Genomic DNA, 19,624 nt, shown 5'->3' with positions numbered 1-19,624 from the left:
GCGCAGGCGGCCGCGTCAGGCGGCGGGCCACAGCTCCTCGGTGCAGGCGCTCTGCCAGAAGGTATATTCCAGCTCGGCGCTCGCGACGTAGACGAGCAGCATCTCCTCGCGCACCGTCTCGCTCGCCTCCGCGGCGACGGCGTCGACCGCCTGCAGCATCTCGTGCATGGCGTCGGCGTAGGCGAGGCCGGCGTAGCTGTCGATCCAGGGCTGATAGGGGTTGCCGTCGACCGAGCGGCCCTTCAGATCGCGCCCGACCTCGGCGAACACCCAGAGGCAGGGCAGGAAGGTGGCGAGGAAGATCTCGGCCGGCTCGTTCTGCGCGCTGGCCTGCAGGTAGGAGATATATTGGTAGCAGGTCGGGTCGATGGAGGTTTCGCTGAACGAGTTGGCGCACAGGTCCAGCCTGTGGAACAGGTTCAGCTTGAGCGCATGCTCCTGTTTCATCGCCCGGTCGGCGGCGGTGAAGAACCGCGCGACCGCGGGCCGCTCCGACCCGCGCGCGGCGCTGCTGGCGAGCGCCCGCTCCATCCCGGTGAGGAAATGGACGTCCTGGACGACGAAACCCTTGAACCGCACGGGATCGAGCGTACCGGCGACCAGGCCCTGGGCGAACGGAGTCCTCAGGATCTTGTCGAACGAGGGCTTGGAGCGCGCCCAGGCGGCTTCGGAAAAACGCATCGATCCTCGGGGGTATCGAAATGCCGGGAAAGAACGATTGTACAATATAGCATAGAGATTCCTTATCAAGCGATCGAACATTAAATCGCAAAGACTTGGTCGGCCGCGGCCACGGAGCCGCGGTTGATGTGAATCAATTGCTTATTATTGCGGCAATCGGCCGGAAATCGTCTGCCGCAGGCCGGGTTCAGCCGGGGGTCACCACCGCAGCGCCGCAGTCGTGACCGGCGCGTCCCACAGCGCCGTGCGCTCGGCGTCGAGCCGGGTCAACGTGATCGACGCGCCCGCCATTTCCAGCGACGTGCAATAATTGCCGACGAGCGAGCGGGCGATGGTGAGACCGTGGCCCGCGGCCACCCGCGCCGCCGCATCGTAGAGGCCGTAGAGCTCCAGGAGCGGCGTGCCGCCCATCCCGTTGACGAGAAGCAGCACCTCCTCGCCCCTGGCGAGCTTCACGTCCTCGACGACGGCGCCGACGATCTCGGCGGCGATGTCGCGCGCGCTCATCATCGCGACGCGCCGGCGGCCGGGCTCGCCGTGGATGCCGATGCCCATCTCCATCTCGTCCTCGGCGAGGGTGAAGGTCGGCGTGCCGGCGGCCGGGACGGTGCAGCTCGTCAGCGCGACGCCCATGGTGCCGGAGGCGGCGTTCACCGCGTCGCCGAGCGCCTTCAGGGACGCCAGATCGTCGCCCCGCTCGGCCGCCGCGCCGACGATCTTCTCGACGATGACGGTCGCCGCCACGCCGCGCCGGCCCTGGCTGTGGGTCGACGCCTCGACCGCGACGTCGTCGTTGGTGAGGACGGTCTCCACCGGCCCGGAGGCCATCTCCGCCGCCATCTCGAAGTTCATCACGTCGCCGGCGTAGTTCTTGACGATGAGGAGCGTGCCGGCGCCGCCGTCGACCGCCTCCATCGCGGCGATCATCTGGTCCGGCGTCGGCGAGGTGAAGACCTGGCCGGGGCACGCCGCATCCAGCATGCCGGTGCCGACGAATCCGGCGTGCATCGGCTCGTGCCCCGTGCCGCCGCCCGAGATCAGCGCCACCTTGCCCTGCCGCGGCGCGTCCTTGCGGGCGACGAACATCGGGTCGAGACTCACGGTGACGAGGTCGGCGTGCACGGCGCCGAAGCCGGTGAGGCTCTCGGCGAGCAGCGTGTCGGCCTCGTTCATCAGCTTCTTCATGGGTTCCTCCTCGGCGGGGACTTGGCGTCCCTCGGGTTCGTGTCAGCTCTTGTGGGCGAGCGCGATGACGCGTTCGGCAAAATCGCGGATCAGCTCCTCCACCTCGTGCCGCACCGCGGGGTCGGCGAAATGGGGCACCGGGATGCGCAACACGTCCGCGTCGATGCGGGCCAGCTCCTCGATGGCGCCGGCCTGACCGGGATGGGCGAGGCGGTAGGCCTCCAGGAAGGTGCGTTTCTCCTCCGGCCCGAAGTGACACACGCGAAAGACCGTCGGGATGTGCTGGGCCGGGAGGGGGACACGGTAGGCCGGATTCGTGACCTGGCTGATGAAGCTCTTGTGCGTGCCGATCGCCTCGGCGAGCTTTTGCCGCGTGCCGGACGGGCGCCGCTCCAGCGCCGCCTTGAGGAGGCGCTTGTAGTGGGCGACCGGGTCGGCGTTATCGGCCTCGGCGTCGTCCACCGTCCGTCATTCCCCGCCGGTCGCGGTGGCCGCGCGGATCGCCTGCTTGACCGCGCCAACCTCGGCCGGCGCCACCGAGAAGGCGCGCAGCCCCGCCTCCAGCAGCGCCTGTGCGAGCGCCGGCGAGGACGCCATGTCGCCGCACAGCGAGACCTCGACCCCCCGCTGGGTGCCCGCGGCGACGGTGCGGGCGATCAGCTCCAGCACCGCGGGGTTGGTGGGGTCGGCGAGCGGGGCGACGGCCGGATTGTCGCGCGCCGAGGCGGTCGCGTACTGGACGAGGTCGTTGGAGCCGATGGAGTAGAAGCCGGCGTCGAACGTCTCGGCGGTGAGGGCGGCGGCCGGCACCTCGATCATGGTGCCGAGCACCGGGGCGGCGGCGGGGATGCCGGCCGCGGCGAGGCCGGCCAGCTCCTCGGCGAGGAGATCGCGCACGCGCTCCAGCTCGTCCGGCACCGTCACCATCGGCACCATCACCTTGAGCGGCACCGGCGCGGTGGCAGCGGCGCGGGCGAGGGCGCGCAGCTGGGTGCGTAGGAGGTCCGGCCGGCCGAGCGACAGGCGCACGCCGCGCACGCCCAGAAACGGGTTCGCCTCGCCGTCGAAGGTGACGCCGGGGATCGGCTTGTCACCGCCCGCGTCGAGCGTGCGGATGGTGACCGGCCGCCCGTCCGCCCAGGCGATCAGGCGCGTGTAGAAGGCGAGCTGCGCCGCTTCGTCCGGCGCGCCGTGCTGGAAGAGGAACTCGGTCCGCGTCAGGCCGACGCCGTCGCAGATCGCCGGGTCGAGCATGTCGAGGATCGCCGGATCGTCGATGTTGACCATCACCTTGACCGGGATGCCGTCGGCGGTGACGGCGGGCTCGGCGGCGTGCGCGTCGGCCGCGTCGCGGGCGGCGGCGCCTGTCACGCGGCGCGCCTCAGCCGCCCGCAGAGCATCGGGCGCGGGATGGGTGAGGAGGGTTCCGGCCGCCGCATCGAGGATCGCCGGCGCCCCCTCCCACGATGCGTCGAGCGCCGTGCGAAGGCCGACGACGAGGGCGACGCCGCGCGCCTTGGCGAGGATCGAAACGTGGCTGGTCGGGCTGCCGCCGAGGGTGGCGATGCCGCCGAGCCGCGCCGGGTCCAGCGCCAGGAAGGCGGACGGGGTCAGCTCTGCGGCGAGCACGATCGCGCCGGCCGGGACCGCGCTTTCGGCCGCGCGCTCGCCCGACAGCGCCAGGAGGACGCGGCGCTTCAGGTCGGCGAGGTCGTCGGCGCGGGCGGTCAACACCGGGTCGCCACCGGCGCGATAGTCGGCGATCTCGGCGTCCATCGCGGCGGACCAGGCGGCGTCGGCGGCAGTGCCGGCCGCGATGGTCGCGGCGATGGGGTCGACGAGGTCGGGGTCGTCGAGGAGCGCGGCCTGGAACTCCAGGATGTCGCCGGCGAGCTGATCTTCGGCGGCGAGGGTCTCCTCGAGCGCGGCGGTCGCGGCGGACAGGGCGGCGCGGAAGGCGGCGACCTCCTCCTGCGGCGCGGCGCTGGCGGTGCGGGGGGCGACGGCCGCCTCGCGCAGGATGTGCAGCGGGCCGATGGCGATGCCGCCGCACACCGGCGTGCCGGTCAGCGTCGTCTTGCGGGTCGCGACGGCCGCCGCCTCAGGCATCGAAGTTCGCCTCCACCAGCGCCACCAGCGCGGCGACGGCGGCCTCGGCGTCCTCGCCGGCGGCGCGGATGTGCAGCGCGCTGCCGTGCGCGGCCTTCATCTTCATGACCGAGTTGGGCGACTTGGCGTTGGTCCACCGCTCGTCGGACTCGGCGCGGACCTCGACGGCGGCGGCGAACGTCTTGGCGAGCTTGGTGAGCTTCACCGCCGGGCGCGCGTGGAGGCCCGTGGGGTCGACGATCGTCGCCGCGCCTTCCGTCCATTCGCTCGAGGCGGGCGCCGCTGCGGGACCGGTCATGCTCCAAAATCCTCTGCCGTTTGCCGCACCTCTTCGAGGGAGGAGCCGCCGGATGCTTCCGTCGCGGCCATCACCGCGCCCTCGACCACCGGGGCGTTGAGGATCGCGACACGGGCGCCGCGGTCCTCGGGTAGCATCTCGATCGCCATTTCCGAATTGGTCTCCGCGCCACCCAGGTCTACCAGGACTGCAACGCCCTTCTCGGTCCACACCTCTTCGATCGCGGCCATGATGGCGGCGACGTCGGTGCCGAGGCCGCCGTCCGCGGTGCCGCCGGCGCAGGCGACGCGCACCTCCTCGCCCACCATCTGCCGCACCATGTCCGCCGCACCCTTGGCGACGTCGGCCGAGTGGGAGACGATGACGATCGCGACGTTGTCACTCATGAGCGGGCCATCACGGTGCACACCGCCTCGGTGAGGAGCTGCGTGGAGCGCGCGCCGGGGTCGAGGTGGCCGACCGAGCGTTCGCCCAGGAAGGCGGCGCGCCCCTTGGTGGCGGTCATCGGGCCGGTCGCTTCCAGCGCGGCCGCCGCCACGTCGCGCGCGGTGGCGACGGGGTCGGCCGGGCCGGCACGCAGCGCGTCGGCGAGCGGGACGAGCACGTCGAGCATCGTCTTGGCGCCGACGTCGGCCTTGCCGCGCTTCTTCACCGCGTCGACGGCCGCGTCCAGCAGCTCCACCACCTCGGCGAGCGAGGCGGGGGCGTCGTCGCGCACTTTGCCGGCGGCCATCAGCGCCGAGCCGTAGAGCGGACCCGACGCGCCGCCGACCTTCATGACGAGCGTCGTCCCCGCCTTGGCGAGCGCCTTGCCGAAGGGGAGCGCGGCGAGTTCGCCGGCGATCGCGGTCACGGCCTCGAAGCCGCGGGCCATGTTATGGCCGTGGTCGCCGTCGCCGATGGCGCGGTCGAGCTCGGAAAGCGCGTCGCGGTGGGCGGCGATGGTCTCGCCGGCGGCGGCGATCAGCGCGCCGATCAGCGCGGCGTCGGTCGCGGTGGGCGTGTCGGTGGATGTACTCATGAAAGCCTCGATCCCGCGCTGTCGAAGTAGAGCGCCGCCCCTGGCCGCACGGTGGCGGCCACGGGCGTTCCGTGGGCGAAGTCCGTGCGGGGGCCGACCAGGGCATGCACATGCCGCCCCGAAATTTCGACGAGCGCGATTGTCTCTACACCAAAATGTTCGATCGTCAGGACCTGCCCCGTGACGCCGGTCCCGTTCGCGGCGCCGGCCCGCAGGACGATGTCCTCCGGTCGCACGCCGACGGTGGCGGTCCCTTGCGGCGCGGTGTCGACGCGCAGGGTGTCGGGCGGCAGGAGGTTGATCTGCGGGCTGCCGAGGCGCTGCGCGGCATACACGTCGGCCGGCGTCTCGTAGACCGCGCGCGGGGTGTCCACCTGCACCAGCCGACCTGCAGCGAGGACGCCGATCCGGTCGGCGAGCGTCATCGCCTCCAGCTGGTCGTGGGTGACGTAGACGATGGTGGCGCCGAGGTCCCGCTGGATGCGCTTCAGCTCGACCCGGAGGTCCTCTCGCAGCTTGGCGTCGAGCGAGGAGAGCGGCTCGTCCATCAGGAAGAGGTTGGGCGCGCGCACCAGCGCCCGGCCGATGGAGACGCGCTGCATCTCCCCGCCCGACAGCGCCGTGACGCGGTTCTTCAGCTTGGATTCGATCCGCAGCAGCTCCGCGATCTCCGTGACGCGCCGGGTGATCGCCGCACGGTTCACCTTGCGGCCCGGCGCCTTCAGCGGAAAGGCGAGGTTCTCGTACACGGTGAGGTGCGGATAGAGCGAATATTGCTGGAAGACGAAGGCGACGTCCCGCTCCGCCGGCCCCAGCCGGGTGACGTCCTCGCCGGCTATGGTGACGGTGCCTTCGTCCGGCATTTCGAGCCCGGCGAACAGGCGCAAGGTGGTGGTCTTGCCGGCGCCGGTCGGCCCCAGAAGGACGACGAACTCGCCGTCCTTCACGTCGAGCGTGACGGCATCGACCGCGGTGGTGTCGCCGAAGCGCTTGGTGGCGGCGCGGAGGCTGGCGGTGCTCATGCGGCCTCCCGCGCGCGGGCGCGGTCGAAGAGGGCGCTGGGGACGGCCTTGTCGCTGACCGGGTCGAAGACGATGAGCCGCTCGGGATCGAACGCGAGGCCGACCGTCTCGCCGGCGGCGACGCGCACGGTGTTGGGCGTGCGCACCCGCACGCGTCCCGCTTCGGTGTCGACGGTGACGAGCTGGCGCGCGCCCATGTACTCGGCGGCGAAGACGCGGCCCCGCAGCGGGCCGTCGTCGGCGATGGCGATGTGCTCCGGCCGCGCGCCGACGATCGCCTCGCCGCTCGCGAGCGCGGCCCGCGTCGCCGGCATCGCGAGGCTCGCGCCGCCGACCCGCACGCTCGTGGCGCCCGCCGGCAGCGGCCCCTCGCCGGGAAGGAAGTTCATCGACGGGCTGCCGAGGAAGCCGGCGACGAAGCGCGTCGCGGGCCGGTCGTACACCTCCATCGGCGGGCCGATCTGCAGCACCTCGCCGCGGTTCATGACGCAGATGCGGTCCGCCATCGCCATCGCCTCGATCTGGTCGTGCGTGACGTAGACCGTCGTGGCGCCGATCCGCTCGTGCAGCAGCCGCAGCTCCTCGCACATCGTCTCGCGGAACTCGGCGTCGAGCGCGCCGAGCGGCTCGTCCATCAGGAACGCCTTGGCGCGGCGCACGATGGCGCGGCCGAGCGCCACCCGCTGCCGGTCGCCGGCCGCGAGCCCGGAGACGCGGCGGTCGAGGATATCGTCGATCTGGAGGAGCTTGGCGACCTCCTCGGTGCGCGCCCGCACCTCGCGCCGAGGGACGTGCTGGGTGCGCAGCGGGAAGGAGATGTTCTGGCGCACGTTCATGTGCGGGTAGAGCGCGAAGAGCTGGAAGACGAAGGCGATGTCCCGCTGCGACGCACGGTTGAAGGTCACGTCCTCGCCGTCGAGCAGGATGCGCCCGGAGGTCGGCAGCTCCAGCCCCGCGATCATGCGCAAGGTGGTGGTCTTGCCGCAGCCGGAGGGGCCGAGCATCACGAAGAACTCGCCGTCGCGGATGGTGAAGTCGGACCCCCGGACGGCGGTGAAGTCGCCGAAGGACTTGGTCAGGGTTTCGATGCGGATCTCGGCCATCGCGCTACTCCGGCAGGTGGGTGGCGACGACGAAGCCGACGGTACCCGTGAGGATCACCGCGAACGACCAGCCGTAGAGCACGAACGACACCGGCTGCATCAGCATCACCACCCCGGCGGCGATGAGGACGGTGGCGAGGTTCTCCCACGGCCCGCGCCGCAGGAGGCGCCGCTCCTCCGGCGGAACCGTGTAGCGCACCAGCGGCCGCTCGGCCGCCGCGGCATGCGGCGGCTCGGGCATCATGCGCGCATCGGGCAGAGTGTGCGCGCCGGTGCGCGCCTCGGGGGTGCGGGTGTCGCGTTCGGCTTCGGTCATCGGCGGACGGCTCCGAAGGTGATGCCGCGCAGGAGCTGCTTGCGCAGGAGCACGGTGAAGACCACCACCGGCACCAGGAAGAGCGTCGTCCCGGCCGCGACGGCCGGCCAGTCGAGCCCGCCTTCGCCGATGATGATCGGGATGAACGGCGGCGCGGTCTGCGCCGTGCCGGACGTCAAAAGGAGGGCGAAGGCGTACTCGTTCCACGCGAAGATGAGGCAGAAGATCGCCGTCGCGGCGATGCCGGCGCGCATCTGCGGCAGCACCACTTTCACGAAGGCCTGGAAGCGGGTGTACCCGTCGACCACCGCCGCCTCCTCGTACTCGCGCGGGATCTCGTCGACGAACCCCTTCAGGAGCCACACGGAGAGCGAGAGGTTCACCGCGGTGTAGAGGAGGATCATGCCGAGGTGCGTGTCGTTGAGCCCCAGCTCGCGATACATGAGGTAGATCGGGATCGCGACGGCGACCGGAGGCATCATCCGCGTCGACAGGATGAAGAAGAGGAGGTCGTCCTTCAGCGGGATCTTGAAGCGCGAAAAGGCGTAGGCGGCGAGCGTGCCGAGGAACACCGCCAGGAAGGTCGACCCGAAGCCGATGATGACGGAGTTCATGTAGCGCCCGGCGAAGCGGGACTCGCCGGTGATGACCATGTTCCGCTCGCGCACCAGCGCGTCGTACCAGGTGGTCGGCGGGCCCAGGCTCTCGATGTACTCCGGCGTCTGGCGCGAGCGGGTGGTGAAGAGGTTCACGTAGCCCTCGAGCGTCGGCTCGAAGATCACCTGCGGCGGATAGGAGATCGACGCCGGCGGCGACTTGAAGCTCGTCGCCACGATCCACACCAGCGGGATCATCGTCAACAGCGCGTAGGCGATGACGAGCGTGCCGGCGATCACCTTTCCGCGCGGGGTGGATTCGACGATGGAGACGGCGGCGACACTCATTGCTTCACCCGGTTGAGCGCTTTGACGTAGATGTTGCCGAGACCGAAGACGGTGACGAAGAGGATCACCGCGAACGCGGACGCGTACCCGGTGCGCCACTTCTCGAACGCTTCGCGCTTCAGGTTGATGGAGGCGAGCTCGGTGGTGGATCCGGGGCCGCCGGAGGTCAGCTCGACCACCATGTCGAACATCTTGAAGTTCTCGATCCCGCGGAAGAGCACCGCCAGCATCAGGAACGGCAGGATGCGCGGCAGCGTGATGTACCAGAAGGTCTGGAACGGTCCGGCGCGGTCCACCTCGGCCGCCTCGTAGAGGTAGTCGGGGATCGAGCGCAGGCCCGCCAGGCATAGGAGCATGATGTACGGCGTCCACATCCAGGTATCGACGATGACGATCGCCCAGGGCGCCAGGTTGACCGAGCCGATCATGTCGATCGGTCCGAGCCCGGTGAAGAAGTCGACGATATAGGAGAAGATGCCGGTCTGCGGCTGATAGAGGTAGGTCCAGAAGGTGCCGACGACGGCGGGCGACAGCATCATCGGAATGAGGATGATCGTCGTCCAGACCGGCGCGCCCTTGAAATTCTTGTTGATGAGGAGCGCGAGGCCGAGCCCCAGCGCCACCTGGATCACCATCGTCCACACCACGAAGTGCGCGGTCGCCTGGAGGTAGGACCAGATGTCCTCGCTCCCCAGAAGGCGCGCATAGTTGCGCGTACCCAGCCACTCGACCGGCCGCCCCGGCTGATTGGCGCGGAAGTTGGTGAACGAGAGGTACACCGTCCAGATCAGCGGGAAGATGTTGATCGCCAGCAGCAGGACGATCGACGGCGCCACGAACAGTGTCGAGATCCACCGGTCCGAGAGGCCGCGCACGGTCCGCCGCCGCGGCGGGGCGCTGGGCACGGTCAGGGTAGGGTCAGCGTGATCGGACATCGGCTCGCCGTTCGCCAGAAGAGAAGGGTGGGCCGGCGGGTGGGGCCGGCCGCGGCGCCGTCACAGCCGGCGGGAGGGAGACCGGCTGCGCGCGGCGCGAGGTGGCCGGCGGCCCGTGCGCCGGCGGACGGGGCAGCCGCACCGCGGCCGCCACCGGGGAGGGGCGTCAGAGCTTGCCGTCGTCCTCGAACGAGTAGGTCCAGTCCTCGATCAGCTTGTCGAGCGCTTCCTGCGCGGTCCCCTGGTCGGCGACCACGTAGTCGTGCACGCGCTTCTGCATCGCCTGCAGCAGCTCGGCGTAGATCGGCTCCTGCCAGAAGTCCTTCACGTTGCTCATCGCCTCCAGGAACTGGCCGGCGAAGGGCGTGGACTCGGGGAAGGACGGGTCTTCCACCACCGCGTTGTGCACCGCGTAGCCGCCCAGCGACCACCACTTCTTCTGCACCTCGGGCTGGGCGAACCACTTGATGTACTGGAGCGCCTCGTCCTGGCTGTCCGAGTAGGCGACGACCGAGATGCCCTGGCCGCCGAGCACCGACGCGGCCTCCTTCGCCGACGGGTTGACGAAGAAGCCGGAAACCTCGCCGCCGACGGCCGGATCCTTGGCGATGCCGGGGAAGAAGGCGAAGAAGTTCATCTGCAGCGCCGTCTGGCCGGATTTGTAGGCGTCGAGGTCCTCGGTCATGTAGGCGTCCGAGTGGCCCGGCGGGGTGCAGCACTCGTAGAGCTCCTTGTAGACCTCGAGCCCCTTCACCGCGTCGGCCGAATTGACCGCGCCTTCCATGTCGTAGCTGCCGGCCGTGTTCTCGTACTTGAAGCCGTAGGGGTAGAGCGCGTTGGTGACGCCCATCGTGACGCCCTCCGAGCCGCGCTCGGTGTAGATCGCGGCGCCGTAGCGCGTCTCACCGTCGATCTCGCGGCCCTGGAAGAACTTGGCGACCTCCAGCAGCTCGTCCCACGTGGTCGGCAGGCCGAGTGGGCGTCCATACTCGGCCTGGAACGCCTCGCGGATCTCCGGCTTCTCGAACCAGTCCTTGCGGTAGACCCAGCCGACCGCGTCGCCCATCGCGGGGAGGGCGTAGTAGTTGGTCGACCCCTTCGGCCAGGCGGAATAGGCGTCCACCGCGGCGGGGAGGAAGTCATCCATCGTGATGCCCTCCTTCTCGAAGAAGTCGTTCAGCTGCACGTAGTGGCCGTAGGTGGCGCCGCCGCCGATCCACTGGCTGTCGCCGATCATCAGGTCGCACAGCTGGCCGCCGGAGTTCAGTTCGTTGAGCATCCGGTCGGCGAAATTGGTCCACGGGACGAACTCGAAGTTCATCTCGATGCCGCTCTCGGCGGTGAAGTCCTTGGACAGCTCCACCAGCGCGTTGGCCGGGTCCCAGGCGGCCCAGCACAAGGTCAGTTCCTTGGCCTGCGCCATGGCGGACGGGGCGCCGAGCGCCGTCCCGGCCAGCAGCGCAGCGGCGAGGGCGGCACGATGGATAGACGTCATGAGCGATCCTCCTTGCGAGATCGGGCCGCCGCGTCGCGGATCGGCCGGTGCGTTTCGTCCCCTGTCCGCAGGCCCGCCCCCTGTTGTGCCGGGGGCTCGAACGGCTGCGGATCGTTCGTCTCGTCAGTCGCCGGTTCTGGGCGGCGTACTAAACTTTCGCGTCGATAGGTTTAGTGGAAGTGAACTTTTCGATCTTGTCAAGCGCCCGTGCGGACAGATCGTGTCGCGCCGGCGGTGGCCAGCGGGGCTATGCGGGGGACGGGTGCGGCCGTCAGCGGTGGAAGCACGATCCGCTTTGACGCTCGGCGAGTTCGTCAAAGTGTTGCTGTATCAGCGGGAATTCCTCGACCACCGTCGCCGGATAGTGGGCGATCCCGGAATAGCGGCGCACGAAGAACGCCGCCCGCCAAGCACCCAGCAGGCACCCGTCCGTCGTCCGCAGCTCGATCCGGTGGCCCTGTTGCACGCCGAGTTTGAAGCTGCCGACGTCGTTGTCCATCTCGGCCTGGAAGACGATGCGCCCGTTGTCGTAGAAGCGCCAGCGCACCTGGCCCCAGGTGCAGTCACCGACGGCGGCAGGCGTGGTCCAGCGCCACTCGCGCCAGTGAACCGCGGCCAGCGTGCCGCGCGCCGCGGTGGTGCCGGCGGCGGAGGCGTCGCTGTCGCGCCGCGTCAGCTTCTCCTGGTGGACGAAATGGTCGTCGTCGCGCGACAGGAAGGCGTGGTCCGGATCGAGCCGTGCCTTGAGGAGTTGCAGGGCCTCCTTGCGCCGCCCGCCTTTGTCGCCCGACATCATCGGCCGGAGCAGGAAACCGGAGAGGGTGGCGAAGAAGGCCATGGCCAATGCGTTCCGATTGCGTGACCGCGTGGCGGGGACGAAGGGAGCGGAGCGCGGTGCCGCCCGCCTGATCGTCCCTGAAATGACCGCCTCCCGCAAGCAATCTCACCCCGGCCGCGTCGTCGGGCGGGGGGGCGCCGCGGCAGCGGGGGGCACCTTCTTCGCCGGCTTCGCTTGGCGCGGGAGGGATTAGGCGCCAAAACCCTCCGGCGTCGTGCGGGTGAGGAGCTGATGGAGACACTCTACGTCTATTTCGCGGAGGTCGCCCGTCAGGGGTCCATCCGCAAGGCGGCCGAGCGGTTGAACATCTCCGCCTCGTCCGTCAGCCGCCATATCGGCCGGCTGGAGCATGTTCTCGGGGCGCCATTGGTCGAGCGACGCACCCACGGGGTGAAGCTCACCGCCGCCGGCGCGCTGCTGCTGCGCTTCATCGAGGACCACTCGCGCGAGCTGTCCCGCCTGCGCGCCGCCATCGACGAGCTGAAGGACCTGGAGCGCGGTCACGTCTCGCTCCACACGGTCGAGGGGATGCTGGGCGGTGTGCTGCCGGAGGCCTTGTCGCGTTTCAGCGCCAGCCACCCGCGCCTCACCTACGAGGTCATCATCGCCGGGACCGACAATGTCGTCAGTGCCGTGGCCGACGACCGGTGCGATATCGGCATCGCCTTCGAGCCGCAGCCGCAGACCGGCGTGACCACCGTCGGACGCATGAGCCAGCCGGTGCTCGCGGTGATGACGCCGGACCACCCGCTCGCCGGCCGCACCAGCCTCACCCTCGGCGACCTGGCCGCGACGCCGGTCGGCCTGCCGGACAAGTCGTTCGGCATCCGCCAGATCGTCGACCGTGCGGCCGAGCGGACCACCGGGCTCACCGTGCGCATGCAGACCAACTCGATCGACATGGTCCGCCAGTTCGCGCTCGCCGGCATGGGGGTGAGCTTCCTTCCGTTCTTCGCCTTCCAGCGCGAAGCGGCCGCCGGGACCCTCGTCGGCGTGACGATCGACGACCCCGGCTTCGCCTCGGCGACGGCGCAGGTCTGCATCCACGCCGAGCGCCGGCTCACCTACGCCGCGCGGCAGATGCTGGAGGCACTGCGAGGGCCGCTGGGGCTGTGAGGCTCTGCCCCCGCCGCCGCGCCGTGCCGCGCCGTCGCCGCTTCGTGTTGCAGAACTTGCAACACCCTGCGGGAGAATTAGCCCTTCCGGAAAGCACCAGGGGTGGGTAGCGTAATTTGTGAGCATGCACACGAATGGAGCGGTTTCTATGCGTCGAGCCTCAACGAATTCCCCGTTCTCCCGGCGCGTCGCAGCCCTCGCGCTGCTCGCGGCCACGGCGCTGACGGGCGTCGCCCTCGCCCCGGCGGCGGCCGATGCCGAAACCATCAAGGTCGGCGCGCCGCTGCCCCTCACCGGCGCCCTGTCGCCCGAGGGCCTCAAGCAGCAGCGCGGCTACGACCTGTGGGCCAAGACCGTCAACGAGGCGGGCGGCATCAAGGCGGGCGACACCAGCTACGACGTCGAGATCGTCTACGTCGACTACGAGTCGCAGACCCCGCGCGCCGTCCAGTCGGCCGAGCGGCTGATCACCGAGGACGAGGTGAACTTCCTCTTCTCGCCGTTCGGGTCGGGCGCGGCCAAGGCCGCCTCCAGCGTGTCGGAGCGCTATCAGATCCCCACCATCGCCGCGACCGCCTCGTCCGAAGCGGTGTACGACCAGGGCTACCGGTTCCTCTTCGGCACCTTCACGCCGAACTCGACGCTGACGACGCCGCTGACCGAGATCGTCACCGCCGCCGATCCGGACATCAAGACAGTCGCCGTCTACGCCCGCAACGACCTCTTCCCGCTCGCCATCGCCCATGAGGCCGAGACCTCGGCCAAGGGGGCGGGCCTCGAGGTGCTGTCGTTCGACGAGTACTCGATCGGCACCATGGACCACGCCTCGGCGCTGACCCTGATGCGCCAGCGTCAGCCGGACTGGGTCTTCGTCACCGGCTACATCAACGACCTCATCCTCATCCGCAAGCAGCTCGCCGATCTCGGCGTCGCGCCCAAGGTGCTGACGATGATCGCAGGCCCCGCCTACAAGGAATTCGCCGAGGCGACCGGCCCGCTCGCCGGCAACGTGTCCAGCGCCGCGTGGTGGCACCCGGCCGTCGCCTACGACGGGGCCGACGTCTTCGGCACCACCGCCGACTATGTGACCGCGTTCGAGGCCGAGTACGGTGCGACGCCGGACTATGCCGAGGCCTCCGCCAGCGCCGCCGGCGCCATCCTGGGCCTCGCCATCGAGAAGGCCGGTTCCATCGAGCCGCAGGCCGTGCGCGACGCGCTCGCCGGGCTCGACGTCACCACCTTCTACGGTCCGGTGAAGTTCGGCGAGACCGGGCAGATCACCTCCCTCGAGCCGCCGGTGTTCCAGATCCAGGACGGCACGACGAAGGTCGTCTTCCCCGAGGCGGTGAAGCAGACCGACCTCGCCATCGGCGACATCAAGTAACGCACCGCCGCACGCACGCCCCATGCTCTACGCACAGATCCTCGTAAACGGTCTCGTCCTCGGTGGGCTCTACGCCTGCATCGCCGTCGGCTTCTCGCTGGTGTGGGGCGTGCTCAATGTCATCAACATCCTGCACGGCTCGTTCGTCGTGCTGGGCTCCTACGTCGCCTACTTCGCCTACGTGCATCTCGGACTGCACCCGTTCCTGTCGGTCTTCGTGTCCGGCGCGGTGCTCTTCGTGCTGGGTTATGCGGTGCAGGCGGGGCTGATCAACAAGGTGATCGCCGCCCCGGTGCTGACCACCCTCGTGCTCACCTTCGGCCTGGAGCTGATCCTCAACAACGGCATCCTCCTCGCCTTCTCGGCCGACTATCGCTCCGTGCAGCTCGCCAATCCGATGGGAAGTACCGTCGTCGGCGGAATCGTCCTGCCGCTGGAGCGCGTTACCGCCACCGTGCTGGCCCTGGGGCTGACGGTATTGCTCTACCTGATGCTGGTGAAGTCCCGTGTCGGCCGGGCGATCGTCGCGGTGCGGATGGATGCGGAGGCCGCCGCCCTGATGGGCGTGAAGGTGAAACGCATCTACGCCGTGACCTTCGGCGTCGGCGCGCTGATGGCGGGCGCGGCGGGGGCGCTGCTCTCGGTCGTCTTCCCGATCTCGCCGCTCAACTCCACCGAGTTCCTCGGCATCGCCTTCGTGGTGTGCGTGCTGGGCGGGCTGGGGTCGATCGCCGGCGCCATGGTCGGCGGCCTGGCGCTCGGCGTGATCGAGAGCTTCGGCGCCCTCTTCATCGGGCCGGAGCATGGGCTGACCATCGCCTTCGTCCTCCTGATCGTGCTGTTGATCTTCCGCCCGACGGGGATCATGGGCCGCCGGGGGTACGAGTGATGCACCGCGTCTGGGTCGGGCTGACCATCCTCGCCATCGTGGCGGTCGCCGCGCTGCCGGCGCTCGACGACAACTACCTCCTGCGTCTCGGCACGATGGGGGCGATGTACGCCGTCCTGGCGCTGTCGTGGAACATCATCGGCGGGTTCGCCGGCTATCCCTCGTTCGCCACGGCGGCCTTCTTCGGCCTCGGTGCCTATACCGGGGCGGTGCTGCAGGGGGCGGGGCTGCCGATGCCGCTCGCCTGGGCGGCGGCATGCCTCATGGCGGCGGCGTTCGCGGCGTTGCTGGGCCTCGCCATCCTCCACCTGAAGGGGCACTATTTCGCCATCGCCAGCCTCGTCGTCGGCGAGGTGCTGCTCGAAATCACGACCTCGTGGACCAGCGTCACCGGCGGCGGCATGGGGCTCAACCTTCCCATCATCCGCATCTCGATCGACGCGCAGGCGCGGCTGTTCTTCTGGTCGATGCTCACCTTCGCGGTGCTGGCGCTGGCGATGAACTATCTCGTCTCGCGCCACCGCCTCGGCTTCGGCCTCAAATGCATCCGGCAGAACGAGGATGCGGCGTCCATGGTCGGCATCAACACCACGCTCTACAAGACGATCGCTTTCGCTCTCTCGGCGCTCTTCGTCGGCGGCGCGGGCGCGCTCTACGCTTCGTGGGTCTTCTACATCGAGCCGCCGGACGTCTTCGCGACGTTGACGTCGGTGAAGCCGATCGTCATGGCCATGCTGGGCGGGGCGGGGACGGTGCTCGGCCCGGCGATCGGCGCGGTGCTCTTCCTCGTCATGGAGGAGGCGGTGTGGCGCAACCTCTTGTCGATCCACGCCGCGGCGCTGGGGCTCTTGATCGTGGCCTTGATCTTCTTCCTGCCGGGCGGGCTCCTCGGCCTCGTCACCGGGCAGCGTCGCCGGCCTGGGGCGCGGCGGCCGAAGGGAGGCCCGGCATGAGCGCGATCCTGGAGCTGTCCGGCGTCTCGCAGCGCTTCGGCGGGCTGACCGCGCTCGACAACGTCGACCTCTCGGTCGCGCCGGGCGAGGTGGTGGGCCTCATCGGCCCGAACGGCGCGGGCAAGACCACGCTCGTCAACGTCGTCACCGGCGTCTACCGCGGCACCGGCGCGATCACCTTCGCCGGCGAGCGCATCGAGACGCTGAAGCCCTACCAGATCAGCCGCCTGGGCGTGGCGCGCACCTACCAGGTCGTCCAACCCTTCCCGGAGATGACGGCGCTCGAGAACGTGACCGCTCCGGCCGTCTTCGCCCATCATGGCGTGACGCTCGCCACCGCACGCGACAAGGCGGCCGAGGCGCTGGAGTTCGTCGGCCTCGGCAAGGAGGCGGGCATGCGCGCCTCGTCGCTGACGCTCGCCGGCCGCAAGCGGCTGGAGCTCGCCAAGAGCCTCGCCATGGAGCCCAAGGTGCTCCTGCTGGACGAGGTGAACGCCGGCCTCAATCCGGCCGAGATCGACGTCGCGGTGGACCTTATCCGCCGCATTGCCGCCCGCGGCGTCACCATCATCATCATCGAGCATCTGATGAAGGTCGTGATGAACCTTTGCACGCGCATCGTGGTGCTGCACCACGGGGCCAAGATCGCCGAGGGGACGCCCGGCGAGATCACCGCAGATCCGCGCGTGATCGAGGCCTACCTCGGCAACCGCTACGCCAAGCGGCAGGCGGCCAAGGCGGGGGTCGCGTGATGGCCGAGCCGCTGCTCAAAGTGGCCGGGCTCGAGGCCGGCTACGGCGACATCCAGGTCCTCTGGGGCGTCGACCTCGACGTCGCGGAGGGCGAGATCGTCTGCCTCGTCGGCTCCAACGGCGCCGGCAAGACGACGCTCCTCAAGACGCTCTCCGGCCTCGTCCCGGCGACCGCCGGTTCGGTGACGCTGGCGGGGACCGAGATCGCCGGCGCGGCGCCGGACGCGGTGCTGTCGGCCGGGATCGCCCACGTGCCGGAGGGGCGGCGCCTCTTCCGCACCATGACCGTGCGCGACAACCTCCTGATGGGCGCCTACCTGCGCGACCCGCGCTCGCCCGAGGTCAAGGCCGATCTCGACCGTGTGATGACGATGTTCCCCCGCCTCGCCGAGCGGGCGCGGCAGGACGCGGGCACCATGTCGGGCGGGGAGCAGCAGATGTGCGCCATCGGCCGCGGCATCATGAGCCGGCCCAAGGTCCTGATGATCGACGAGCTGTCGCTCGGCCTCGCCCCGCGCGCGGTGGAGCTGCTGTCGGAGACGCTGGTCGAGGTCAACAAGGCCGGCACCACCATCCTCCTCATCGAGCAGGACGTGATGACCGCGCTCGAAATCTCACACCGCGGCTTCGTGCTCGACCGCGGCCGCGTCGTCATGAGCGGCACCCCGGAGGTCCTCGCCGAGGCGCCCGAGGTCCGCGAGGCCTACATCGGCGCCTGACGCCACCCGACTTCGTGCCGCCCGGCGGCATCCTTCTGGAGACCCTTTCGATGTCCGACACCGTCCCCATGCCCGCAGGCGGCTACGCCTACATGCCGGGTGTTTTCCAGTACTCGTGCGGCGTCGGCGCGCTCCCCGGCTTCGAGATCCGCCGCGTGACGTTCGACACCCCGGTGCCGCTGGAGGCGGGGTTCGCTTGGATCAAGGCCTTCCTGGAGGCGGCCGGGCGCCCGCTGGAGGCCTTCTGCGCCTGCGAGTTGCGCTCGCCGGGCCAGTTCTCCGAGGACGGATTCCGCGCCTTCAACGAACTCTACTGCGGCACGCTGGAGGCCTGGGGCATCTACGAGGACGGCATCAACCCGGTCGCCCGGTCCAACGTTTGTCCCGAGATCGGCGCGCCGGCGACGCCGAGCTTCCACGCCTTTTCCTACACCGTCCCGTCCGATGCCGGGCCGACCTTCGTCATCGCCGGCAGCGGTGAGGTGCCGGAGGGCAAGAACAACTACTTCGACCACGTCGTCGCGCGCGGCGACCAGAGCCCGGAGGGCATGCGCGCCAAGGCCCGGCATGTGCTGGGCGAGATGGAGCGCCGCATGGCCTCCTTCGGCAAGAGCTGGGCCGATGTCACCGCCGCGCAGATCTACACCGTGTTTCCGATCCACTCGTTCCTCGCCGAGGAACTGGTGACGCGCGGCACGGCGCGCCATGGTGCGACATGGTACTTCGCGCGCCCGCCCATCGTCGAACTCGACTACGAGATGGACACCCGCCGCGTGCTGAGCGAGACCGTCGTCAGCGTCTGACCCCGTCGGGGCCGGCGCGATCCGGGACGGACCCGCCGGCCACGGCGGAGGAGAGGTGAGGTTTCCATGCGTACAATCGTTTACGGCGTCGGCGCGATCGGCGGAGTGGTCGCGGCCGCGCTGACGCTAGCCGGGCGCGAGGTGGTGGGCATCGCGCGGGGCAACCGCCTGGCGCTGATCAACGAGAAGGGCCTGCTGCTGCGCACGCCCGAGGCCAGCGAGCGGGTGCCGTTCCCGTGCGTCGGCGATCCGTCCGAGATCGACTTCCGCGCCGACGACGCGATCCTGCTGACGATGAAGACGCAGGACACGCTGGGCGCGCTCGACCGGCTACGCGCCGCGGGCGTGACGACGCAGCCGATCTTCTGCATGCAGAACGGCGTCACCAACGAGCGATTCGCGCTGCGTCGCTTCCCCGAGGTGCACGGCGTCACGGTGCGCATGCCGGGGTTCATAAACGAGCCGGACGATGCGTGCGTCTTCTCCGGCCCCAAGCTCGGCATCTTCGACCTCGGGCGCTACCCGGGCGGGCAGAACGCCCACGACCACGCGCTCGCCGAGGCGCTGGAAGCCGGCAACATCGCCGCCTTCGTCCACGACGACGTGATGCGGCTGAAGTACGGCAAGCTCTTCGTCAATCTGCAGAACATCATCGAGGCCGCGCTCGGCCGCGGCGCCGACTTCGACCGGCTTTACCAGTTGGCCAAGCGCGAGGCCGAAGAGGTGCTGACCGCGGCCGCCGTCGGCTGGGACGTCGTCGACATGTCCGACGAGAAGCGCAAGAAATACATGAAGTTCCTGCCGATCGAGGGCGTGAAGTACGACGGCGGGTCGACGACGCAGAGCCTGATGCGCGGCAGCGGCTCCGTGGAGACCGACTACATGAACGGCGAGGTGACGCTGCTGGCACGCCTCAACGGCATGGAGGCGCCCGTCAACGCCTACCTCGTGGAGTTGTCCGGACGCCTGGTGCGCGACGGGCTGAAGCCCGGTGCGCTGACGATAGCCGACCTCGAGGCGGACCTCGCCCAGCGCGACGTCACCCTCGACAGCTGAGCGAA

General features: G+C 69.8%; 22 protein-coding genes. 8 read left to right on the top strand and 14 right to left on the bottom strand.

Annotated elements, in window-relative coordinates; genetic code table 11:
• Nucleotides 1–15: 15 nt before the first annotated feature.
• The 14 genes from MRB58_RS06145 to MRB58_RS06080 all read right to left on the bottom strand — a co-directional run bounded on the left by MRB58_RS06145 (nt 16) and on the right by MRB58_RS06080 (nt 11,947).
• A complete protein-coding gene (locus MRB58_RS06145) occupies nt 16–681 on the bottom strand; it encodes a TenA family protein (RefSeq protein ID WP_244780844.1) in 666 nt (221 codons plus the stop codon).
• A gap of 198 nt (nt 682–879) precedes the next feature.
• Entirely contained in the window at nt 880–1,866 is a 987-nt protein-coding gene (dhaK, locus tag MRB58_RS06140) for a dihydroxyacetone kinase subunit DhaK (protein WP_244780843.1), read from the bottom strand.
• A 42-nt stretch (nt 1,867–1,908) separates the two neighbouring features.
• Nucleotides 1,909–2,328 (bottom strand): hypothetical protein, encoded by a 420-nt coding sequence (locus tag MRB58_RS06135; RefSeq protein WP_244780842.1) that lies wholly within the window; start codon nt 2,326–2,328, stop codon nt 1,909–1,911.
• 6 nt (nt 2,329–2,334) lie between these two features.
• Nucleotides 2,335–3,975 (bottom strand): putative PEP-binding protein, encoded by a 1,641-nt coding sequence (locus MRB58_RS06130; RefSeq protein WP_244780841.1) that lies wholly within the window; start codon nt 3,973–3,975, stop codon nt 2,335–2,337.
• Nucleotides 3,968–4,273 (bottom strand): HPr family phosphocarrier protein, encoded by a 306-nt coding sequence (locus tag MRB58_RS06125; protein WP_244780840.1) that lies wholly within the window; start codon nt 4,271–4,273, stop codon nt 3,968–3,970. The genes MRB58_RS06130 and MRB58_RS06125 overlap by 8 nt, the downstream gene beginning before the upstream one ends.
• Nucleotides 4,270–4,659 (bottom strand): dihydroxyacetone kinase phosphoryl donor subunit DhaM, encoded by a 390-nt coding sequence (dhaM, locus tag MRB58_RS06120; RefSeq protein ID WP_244780839.1) that lies wholly within the window; start codon nt 4,657–4,659, stop codon nt 4,270–4,272. The genes MRB58_RS06125 and dhaM overlap by 4 nt, the downstream gene beginning before the upstream one ends.
• Nucleotides 4,656–5,294: a dihydroxyacetone kinase subunit DhaL gene (dhaL, locus tag MRB58_RS06115; protein ID WP_244780838.1), complete on the bottom strand. Its 639-nt coding sequence runs from the start codon at nt 5,292–5,294 to the stop codon at nt 4,656–4,658. Before dhaL ends, dhaM begins: the two co-directional genes overlap by 4 nt.
• A complete protein-coding gene (locus MRB58_RS06110; protein WP_244780837.1) occupies nt 5,291–6,316 on the bottom strand; it encodes an ABC transporter ATP-binding protein in 1,026 nt (341 codons plus the stop codon). The genes dhaL and MRB58_RS06110 overlap by 4 nt, the downstream gene beginning before the upstream one ends.
• Nucleotides 6,313–7,419, bottom strand: coding sequence for an ABC transporter ATP-binding protein (locus tag MRB58_RS06105; RefSeq protein ID WP_244780836.1), 1,107 nt, complete (start codon nt 7,417–7,419; stop codon nt 6,313–6,315). Before MRB58_RS06105 ends, MRB58_RS06110 begins: the two co-directional genes overlap by 4 nt.
• A 4-nt stretch (nt 7,420–7,423) precedes the next feature.
• On the bottom strand, nt 7,424–7,735 hold the full coding sequence (locus tag MRB58_RS24915; RefSeq protein WP_371747238.1) for a hypothetical protein: 312 nt from the start codon (nt 7,733–7,735) through the stop codon (nt 7,424–7,426).
• On the bottom strand, nt 7,732–8,679 hold the full coding sequence (locus MRB58_RS06095) for a carbohydrate ABC transporter permease (protein ID WP_244780835.1): 948 nt from the start codon (nt 8,677–8,679) through the stop codon (nt 7,732–7,734). Before MRB58_RS06095 ends, MRB58_RS24915 begins: the two co-directional genes overlap by 4 nt.
• Nucleotides 8,676–9,614, bottom strand: a complete 939-nt coding sequence (locus MRB58_RS06090) for a carbohydrate ABC transporter permease (RefSeq protein WP_244780834.1) — start codon at nt 9,612–9,614, stop codon at nt 8,676–8,678. The genes MRB58_RS06095 and MRB58_RS06090 overlap by 4 nt, the downstream gene beginning before the upstream one ends.
• Before the next feature lie 166 nt (nt 9,615–9,780).
• Nucleotides 9,781–11,109 carry an ABC transporter substrate-binding protein gene (locus MRB58_RS06085; protein WP_244780833.1) on the bottom strand — a complete coding sequence of 443 codons (1,329 nt, stop codon included), beginning with the start codon at nt 11,107–11,109 and terminating at the stop codon, nt 9,781–9,783.
• Between the two features lie 271 nt (nt 11,110–11,380).
• A complete protein-coding gene (locus tag MRB58_RS06080) occupies nt 11,381–11,947 on the bottom strand; it encodes a hypothetical protein (RefSeq protein ID WP_244780832.1) in 567 nt (188 codons plus the stop codon).
• Between the two features lie 231 nt (nt 11,948–12,178).
• Between MRB58_RS06080 and MRB58_RS06075 the strand changes: the two genes are divergently transcribed.
• The 8 genes from MRB58_RS06075 (at nt 12,179) to MRB58_RS06040 (ending at nt 19,619) form a co-directional block, all read left to right on the top strand.
• The gene (locus tag MRB58_RS06075; RefSeq protein WP_244780831.1) at nt 12,179–13,063 is read left to right on the top strand and encodes a LysR family transcriptional regulator; all 885 of its coding nucleotides are present in this window, start codon (nt 12,179–12,181) and stop codon (nt 13,061–13,063) included.
• 148 nt (nt 13,064–13,211) lie between these two features.
• On the top strand, nt 13,212–14,447 hold the full coding sequence (locus MRB58_RS06070) for an amino acid ABC transporter substrate-binding protein (protein WP_244780830.1): 1,236 nt from the start codon (nt 13,212–13,214) through the stop codon (nt 14,445–14,447).
• Between the two features lie 22 nt (nt 14,448–14,469).
• A complete protein-coding gene (locus MRB58_RS06065) occupies nt 14,470–15,336 on the top strand; it encodes a branched-chain amino acid ABC transporter permease (protein ID WP_244780829.1) in 867 nt (288 codons plus the stop codon).
• Nucleotides 15,336–16,289, top strand: a complete 954-nt coding sequence (locus MRB58_RS06060) for a branched-chain amino acid ABC transporter permease (RefSeq protein ID WP_244781907.1) — start codon at nt 15,336–15,338, stop codon at nt 16,287–16,289. Before MRB58_RS06065 ends, MRB58_RS06060 begins: the two co-directional genes overlap by 1 nt.
• Complete coding sequence (locus MRB58_RS06055) at nt 16,286–17,041, top strand: ABC transporter ATP-binding protein (RefSeq protein ID WP_244780828.1); 756 nt, start codon at nt 16,286–16,288, stop codon at nt 17,039–17,041. The genes MRB58_RS06060 and MRB58_RS06055 overlap by 4 nt, the downstream gene beginning before the upstream one ends.
• Complete coding sequence (locus MRB58_RS06050) at nt 17,041–17,760, top strand: ABC transporter ATP-binding protein (RefSeq protein ID WP_244780827.1); 720 nt, start codon at nt 17,041–17,043, stop codon at nt 17,758–17,760. The genes MRB58_RS06055 and MRB58_RS06050 overlap by 1 nt, the downstream gene beginning before the upstream one ends.
• A 50-nt stretch (nt 17,761–17,810) precedes the next feature.
• Nucleotides 17,811–18,563: a hypothetical protein gene (locus MRB58_RS06045; RefSeq protein WP_244780826.1), complete on the top strand. Its 753-nt coding sequence runs from the start codon at nt 17,811–17,813 to the stop codon at nt 18,561–18,563.
• A 66-nt stretch (nt 18,564–18,629) separates the two neighbouring features.
• Nucleotides 18,630–19,619 carry a ketopantoate reductase family protein gene (locus MRB58_RS06040; RefSeq protein ID WP_244780825.1) on the top strand — a complete coding sequence of 330 codons (990 nt, stop codon included), beginning with the start codon at nt 18,630–18,632 and terminating at the stop codon, nt 19,617–19,619.
• Nucleotides 19,620–19,624 lie beyond the last annotated feature (5 nt).

This window comes from Acuticoccus sp. I52.16.1, from assembly GCF_022865125.1.
Classification (GTDB): Bacteria; Pseudomonadota; Alphaproteobacteria; order Rhizobiales; family Amorphaceae; genus Acuticoccus.
This window is presented reverse-complemented; position numbering and strand designations above follow the sequence as displayed.